Source organism: Ruegeria sp. BH8 (assembly GCF_056538065.1).
The window spans coordinates 1-6,350 of the sequence record NZ_JBQFSP010000036.1; the positions used below are offsets into that span (position 1 = coordinate 1).

Sequence of the window (6,350 nt, forward strand, 5' to 3'; positions counted from 1 at the left end):
CGGCCTCTGGGACGGTTACGCTCTCGAAATGACCGCCTAACGGACGCAGACCAGACCGCCATCAACCGCGTGCAAACAAGTTGGCAATGCCGAATGAAAGTGCCGCGTGCCGGTCTTGGCCAGATGGGTATCGTCGGCCTTGGTCAGGACGATACGGTTTATCGCCTTGATCCGAGCCACCGGCATATCCCGGCGCAGGCGCCGGTAAACGGCGGAGGGGTCCCGATCAAGCATCTCTGGCGTTGTGTCCGCATCGACCGGAACTTCGCTATGGTCTGAATGAGGGGCGGTCACGGGGTCCGTTCCTGTGCCTGAGACATGCCTTGGGCGCCCTTGGGATCAGGCGGGTTCATATCCGATCTCGACCCTGGTGGTCAGCGAGTTGCTGACCGTGCAGATCGACTTGGCCTGCTTGAGGATCTGTAACGTCAGCTCCGCATCATCGACCATCGTGCCGATGATGGTGATCTCGGCCGTTTCCATCCGGCCCGGCAGATCAAGGGATTTGGCGCCGACCACCTTGACCAGGAAAGGGCTCAGCGGTGCCTTGCGCTGCCCCGCGACCCATTCCACCGAGCGCACGATGCAGGACCCGAGCGAGGCGATCAGCGTGTCCATCGGCGTTCCGGCCGGCGGGTGCGGGCTTAGCCCGGAAGGGTCGCCATAGGCGTAGGTCAGCTGCGCGCTGCCGTCAAAGGACACGAAGACCGGTCCGAAGATCTTGGGTTTCACTTTCAAAACCATGGTTCAGGTTCCTTTGTCAGAACAGCATGTCGGGTAGGAAAAGGGCGATGGCCGGGTAGATCGTCAGGACCAGAATGGCAAAGAGGTGGATCAGCCAGTAGGGAACCGTCGCCATCGCGACGCGCCCCAGGCTGACCTCGTTATTGGTCAGCGCTGTGAGGACCGACAGGTTCAGCCCGACGGGCGGCGTGACCTGGCCGATCTCGATCACGATGGTGATGATCACCCCGATCCAGATCGGGTCGAACCCGAGGCCCGTCAGCAGCGGGAAGACCACCGGGAGCGTCATGATCATCAGCGACAGCCCGTCAAAGAAGCAGCCCAGAAGCAGGTAGATCAGCACCACGATCAGCAAGACGCTGTAGGTGCCCAGACCGCTTTCGGCCACCAGTTCGAGTATCTGTTGCGGCACGCCGAGGATGCTGGTCGATTTCGCCAGGATCGTCGCGCCCAGAACCAGGAAGCCGACCGAGGCGAAAAGCAGGACGGACTGATAGATCGCCTCGATCAGCTTGCGCCAGGTCAGCGCGCCCCAGATCGATGAGATGATGACGGCCAGCACCACGCCGACGCCCGCCGCCTCGGTCGGTGTGGCCAGCCCGCCGACGATGCTGCCGATGACCGCGAGGATCAGTGCCAGCAACGGCCAGATCTGCCGGAACCCCGCGAGCGTCTGCCAGATGGAGGACGGCGCCTCGTCTCGCGGGGCAATCGCGGGGTTTCGGATGCTGATGACCAGCAGGTAGGCCATGAACATCAGGCCGACCATGAGGCCCGGAACGATACCGGCGGCAAAGAGGCGGCCGATCGAGGTTTCGGTCAGCGCGCCGTAGATCAGGAACGACAGGCTGGGTGGGATAAGCAGGCCCAGCGTGCCGCCACCGGCCAGGCTGCCGACGACGGCATCTTTGTCATAGCCGCGCCTCGCCATTTCGGGGTAGGCGACCGAACCGACCGCCGCCGCGGTCGACAGGCTTGAACCGCTGACCGCCCCGAACAGGGTACAGACCGCGATATTGGTATGCAGTAACCCGCCCGGGATTCGGCGAAACAGGGGCGAGAAGGCCGAATATGCCTTTTCGCTGATGCCGCTGCGCAGCAGTACCTCGCCCAGCAGGATGAACATCGGCACGGCGCTGAGGGTGAAGGAGTTGAAGACACTCCAGATCGCGTCGATGGCCAGCGAAGTCGCGCCGTTGGAAAAGAAGTGCAGGATCAGAAGCCCCGTGAGGCCGAGAGCAGCGCCAAGCGCAACACCGGTGCCAGCCGTGGCAACCAGCACGCCGACGAGAGTAAGCCAGAAGGACATTACCGGACCTCGTCAGAAAAGCTCTGTTCCAAGTCGGCCTCGCTGTCGTCCATCCGGTCCAGCACCCCGAGCAGGCGGGCGACAAAGATCGACGCGGTCAGTGTCAGTGAAATCGGCATCAGCGCCATCCATGGGTAAAGCAGTATCCGGGTGGTTTCGGTCTTGAGGTTGCGTTTGAAGGCAAATTCGAACCAGGGGATCGTCTCGACGATCAGCCAGGTGAAAAAGACGATGCCGACCAGCAGGGCGGCGATCTGGATGGCCAGGCGCATCCTGCCACGCAGCCTGTCGGCAAGCAGCGAGACACGGACATGTTTGGCCTTCAGCGTCACCATCGGCAGGCCGAGGAACAGGGAGACGCTCAGCAAAAGCCCGACGACCTCTTCGGTGATATGCAGGGGCGTGTTGGCAAATTTGCGCATCAGCACACTGGTCACGATAATCCCGACGATAACGATCATTCCCAACGCCGAGGCCGCGGCGCACGCAAGGGCCAGACGGTCCAGCCCCAGCGCGATCAGTTGTCTTGCACGTAGCGCCATCTGAGGTTCAGCGGCCCAGTGCGGTCAGAACCCGCTCACGATAGGCCGGCGCGTTTCCGCCCGCCTCTTCGGCAAGAATCTTCCAGACCTCGGTCACCGAGCTTACGAAGAGGTCACGGTCCTCCTGCGAGAAATCCTCGCCCCAGGTCACGCCTTCCTCGGTCAGTTTCTGGCGTGCGGCCAGTTCACGCTCATAGTCGTCGTCATACTGGTTGGTGCGGTCCCAGAGGTCGCTTGCCGCCTTGGAGATCGCCGCCTTCGTCGCCTCATCCGTGGCGTTCCAGCGGTCGGTGGAAACACCGATCACATAGGGGCCTGATGCCATCGGATAGAGGAAGGAGGCATGTTTCGCGACCTCCTGCAACGACACGGTATGGGCGTAGAGCGCGGGGTATAGGGCACAGTCGACAACGCCAGTCTTGAGCGCCACATACATCTCTTCCTGCGGGATGATCTGCGCGGCGACGCCCAGTCCGCTGAAGGTTTCGACCTGGTCGCGCGCCCAGACACGCAGCTTCTTGGACTTCAGCGCCTCGATGGTGCGGACCGGCTCATCCCGGCAGAAGACCGAGACCGAGAGCATCGGGATCGCGACATATCCCACCGAAGAGACACCCCATTCGGCGAACTCTTCTTCGTAGATCTCGCGAACGGTGGGGATCGCCTTTTGAAACTCTTCAATCGAACCGATGGCGCCCTGAACCACTACCGAACTGAGCGCTGGCGCGTCGCGGCCCAGGTAGTTCGCCCACATCAGGCTCATCTCGACCGCACCCTTGGGCAGGAAACGCAGGGTGTCGGTGTTCGGCAGACCCAGAGAGCCGCCGCTATAGAGCTTCAGCTCGCTCGTCCCGCCCAGGGCCGCGTTCGCTTCCGTGACAAAGAGTTCCAGCTCGGCGCTTTCCGGGCGGGTTTCCGGCAGGAAGTTATTGAAACGCCATTCTTCTGCGCCTGCCGGGGCAACGGCCGCTGCAAATGTCATCGCACCAGCGGCGACGGTCTGAAATGTTCTTCTCATATCTGGTCCTCCCAGGGTGAAGATTAGGTGATTCCGACGCAAATTTTTCACCGATCCTGACATATAATCGCGGTACAGGCGGTGGGTTTGACCACCGGGGCATTGGAAATCGGCTAACAATTATCGAAGAGTGTATCGCCGTTGGCCCCTACGTCAAAGCGGGTTCCGAACATTTTGAGGCAGACGAATATCGAGGACGTGACCACGATGTGGACGCGGCCGACATTCACGGAACATTTCTAATGGGCTCGTCCGGGCAGATGGTTTGGCGATCTCCCATGGCCTACAACCACGGCAAGCTTTTCCGAGTAACCGGCAATGACCTCCCGCCCGTTCTTGCGGATCGGGATGATCGGAACGGCATCACGCTCGATGATGGCGGAGTGGCAACGGCGCGTGTTACAGGCCCCGTCAGCGGTTACGGTGCCAATGGGCTCACCCTCCGGGACCTGGTCGAGCAGGTCTGGCAGCACCGGGCTGTCGCCGTCGCGACCGGGGGTGAACTCGACGGCGCGGATGTCGGACGTGGCAATATCCATGACCAAATGCACCTTGCGCCATTGGCGTCGGTTTTGGACACCGTGCTTGCGCGCCTGCCATTCGCCATCGCTGAGGAACCGGATCCCGGTGCTGTCATCAGGCAGGTTCAGCGGCCCATCGGCGCGGCGAAACGGGTTTCTGGACGGCCAGCGTCTTTTGCCTGCGGCATAGGGTGGAACAGTCCGGAACAGGCCAATCCAGGCCCGCAAGGCGCAGGAGGCTGACCACCATCCCGGCGGTTTGTCTCAGCGGCAACCTGAACAATACCCTGACCGAAAGACAGAACTGGATCGCGGCGTTCGAGAAAACCGGCGGACGCCCCGGTCGGCCCTCATGCGGCGCAAGCCAGGTCATCCCCTTGTCCAGCCAGATCAACAATGATCCGCGCTTCCCGAGCGCGGCGTTGTAGCTGGACCAGTTCGTCGTGCGGTAGCGGGCGGGCGAAGGCTTCGTCATGCGATCCGTCTAACCGCATGGATTCGCAATGTGAATCCTTCACGGGAAGAGACCTGCAACAACGCCCTTTCGCCCAGTCGCAACTCATTTCTGCGAACAGGACGGCTTTGGGCCGTGGTGCCGGCGGCCAATACGGCAGGGGCTTTCGTCTCCGTCGGCTTCATGGTTTATGCGCCGGTTCTCTCGACGGCTGTTCAAGACGCGATTGCCGACTGGCGCAAACAGTAACGCGCGCTGCGCGCAGGAGTATTGTGTGTGGCCAGTTGTTATGCTTGTCTGTCTATCAGCGGTTCATTTGATAGAGAAAGGCGCTAAAATGGATGAGAAAGACCTGAAGATTATCGAGGTCTTGCAGAAAAACAGCGCCTTGTCCCAGCGCGAACTTGCCGACAAGGTGAACCTGTCGCAAAACGCCTGTTGGCGGCGCCTGCAACGGCTGAACGAAGCCGGGGTCATCGTCGGCTCCAGAATCCGCATTGACCGAGAGAAACTTGGGCTGGGCCTTGTCGTCTTCATGATGATCAAAACACGCCACCACTCACTCGGCTGGCTCGATTCCTTCCGGCGGGCGGTCCTGAACATCCCCGAGGTTGTCGACTTTTTCCGGATCGGCGGTGATTACGATTACCTGATCAAGGTGATCACCGAGGACATGCGATCCTACGACCTTGTTTACCAGCGTCTGATCTCAGCGGTCGAACTTGATTCCGTCACCTCCTATTTCTCGATGGAAACGATTGCCGAAGAGCGGCCGCTCAAGATCTCCTGAGGGGCGTTGATCATCGCGCCTGGCCCGGTTGATGTCACCAAGAGCCTGACGGTCGCCGGATAGTGCCTCCCCGCACGGCCTGGGCAAGATAATTCCCTGAGCCTGAGATGCTTCGGTACGACCCGGTGCTCAGGATCGCTGCGCGATAAGATAGCCGCGTTTCCGAAGCGAGATTTTTCAGTCACCGCTGCTTTCCGATAGAGCGGCCGCAAAGCCGGGGCTACATGCAGGGTCGCCAGAGTTGTGTACCGGTCTTCGCGATTCAACATGTGAAGGATACGGTCAATCAATACGGTGTCGAACATACCGGTCGGCTCACCCAGTGCGTTGCCGGTTAACCGCCGATCCGATGCAGAAGGTGGAGTTCAGGGGCTTTGCCTTTCGTGGCCCGGTCGCGCTGCCGGTCAGACTGGGCTGACCCCACGCTGCTTGAATCGGGACGGAACCGGATATGTGGGGGTAGTCGACAGATATCTGGCGAACTTGTGGTCATTTTCCAAGTGTGACCGGTCGGATTTCGTTCGAAACAACCTTTGCGCCAGGAAAGCATGATAACTTTGGGTCAGATTTCCCCGCCAGACCATGTAAACCTTCCTCAAAGGAGTTTCGCATGTCCCTCACAGCTTTTCGCGCATCGTTGAAATCCGATGACATCGTCCGCAGCCTGCGTGAGGGCGTGATCGGTGACGGAATATCCATTCCCGGCCTGTTCGGAGATGTCTCTCTCGTCTATGCCGACTATGTCGCATCGGGCCGGGCCTTGGCGCAGGTTGAAGACTACATCCGCAACTCCGTCCTGCCCTATTACGCCAACAGCCATACCGAGGCGTCGTTCTGCCGGTCGTTCATGACCCGCCTGCGTGCCGAGGCACGGGCCGAGATGGCATTGCCAACTTGTTTGCGCGTTCTGAACTGGTTAGGCCTCACGCATGAAGATGCCGTCCAAGATGCCGCGCCTGAAGGGTTTTCGTT

The 6,350-nt window shown here is 60.6% G+C and carries 6 protein-coding genes and 2 pseudogenes; 2 read left to right on the plus strand and 6 right to left on the minus strand.

What is annotated here, in order from left to right:
* Positions 1-36 precede the first annotated feature (36 nt).
* The 6 genes and pseudogenes from ACR0AD_RS20830 to ACR0AD_RS20855 all read right to left on the minus strand — a co-directional run.
* Positions 37-294 (minus strand): hypothetical protein, encoded by a 258-nt coding sequence (locus ACR0AD_RS20830; protein WP_480489477.1) that lies wholly within the window; start codon positions 292-294, stop codon positions 37-39.
* 45 nt (positions 295-339) lie between these two features.
* Entirely contained in the window at positions 340-744 is a 405-nt protein-coding gene (locus ACR0AD_RS20835; RefSeq protein WP_480489478.1) for an OsmC family protein, read from the minus strand.
* A 16-nt stretch (positions 745-760) separates the two neighbouring features.
* Positions 761-2,053: a TRAP transporter large permease gene (locus ACR0AD_RS20840; protein ID WP_480489479.1), complete on the minus strand. Its 1,293-nt coding sequence runs from the start codon at positions 2,051-2,053 to the stop codon at positions 761-763.
* Positions 2,053-2,595 (minus strand): TRAP transporter small permease, encoded by a 543-nt coding sequence (locus ACR0AD_RS20845; protein WP_480489480.1) that lies wholly within the window; start codon positions 2,593-2,595, stop codon positions 2,053-2,055. The genes ACR0AD_RS20840 and ACR0AD_RS20845 overlap by 1 nt, the downstream gene beginning before the upstream one ends.
* Before the next feature lie 7 nt (positions 2,596-2,602).
* Entirely contained in the window at positions 2,603-3,613 is a 1,011-nt protein-coding gene (dctP, locus tag ACR0AD_RS20850) for a TRAP transporter substrate-binding protein DctP (RefSeq protein ID WP_480489481.1), read from the minus strand.
* Positions 3,614-3,939: 326 nt separating this feature from the next.
* Positions 3,940-4,609, minus strand: a pseudogene (locus tag ACR0AD_RS20855) (IS5 family transposase); the annotation flags it as partial.
* A gap of 316 nt (positions 4,610-4,925) precedes the next feature.
* On the opposite strand from ACR0AD_RS20855, the gene ACR0AD_RS20860 reads away from it, so the two are divergent.
* Complete coding sequence (locus ACR0AD_RS20860) at positions 4,926-5,378, plus strand: Lrp/AsnC family transcriptional regulator (RefSeq protein ID WP_480489482.1); 453 nt, start codon at positions 4,926-4,928, stop codon at positions 5,376-5,378.
* A gap of 610 nt (positions 5,379-5,988) precedes the next feature.
* Positions 5,989-6,350 (plus strand): annotated as a pseudogene (locus ACR0AD_RS20865) (hypothetical protein); the annotation flags it as partial.

Bases quoted from the DNA above. Each gene is read 5' to 3' on its own strand.
- ACR0AD_RS20835 (WP_480489478.1), bottom strand. From the start codon at position 744: ATGGTTTTGAAAGTGAAACCCAAGATCTTCGGACCGGTCTTCGTGTCC.
- ACR0AD_RS20840 (WP_480489479.1), bottom strand. From the start codon at position 2,053: ATGTCCTTCTGGCTTACTCTCGTCGGCGTGCTGGTTGCCACGGCTGGC.
- ACR0AD_RS20845 (WP_480489480.1), bottom strand. From the start codon at position 2,595: ATGGCGCTACGTGCAAGACAACTGATCGCGCTGGGGCTGGACCGTCTG.
- dctP (WP_480489481.1), bottom strand. From the start codon at position 3,613: ATGAGAAGAACATTTCAGACCGTCGCCGCTGGTGCGATGACATTTGCA.
- ACR0AD_RS20860 (WP_480489482.1), top strand. From the start codon at position 4,926: ATGGATGAGAAAGACCTGAAGATTATCGAGGTCTTGCAGAAAAACAGC.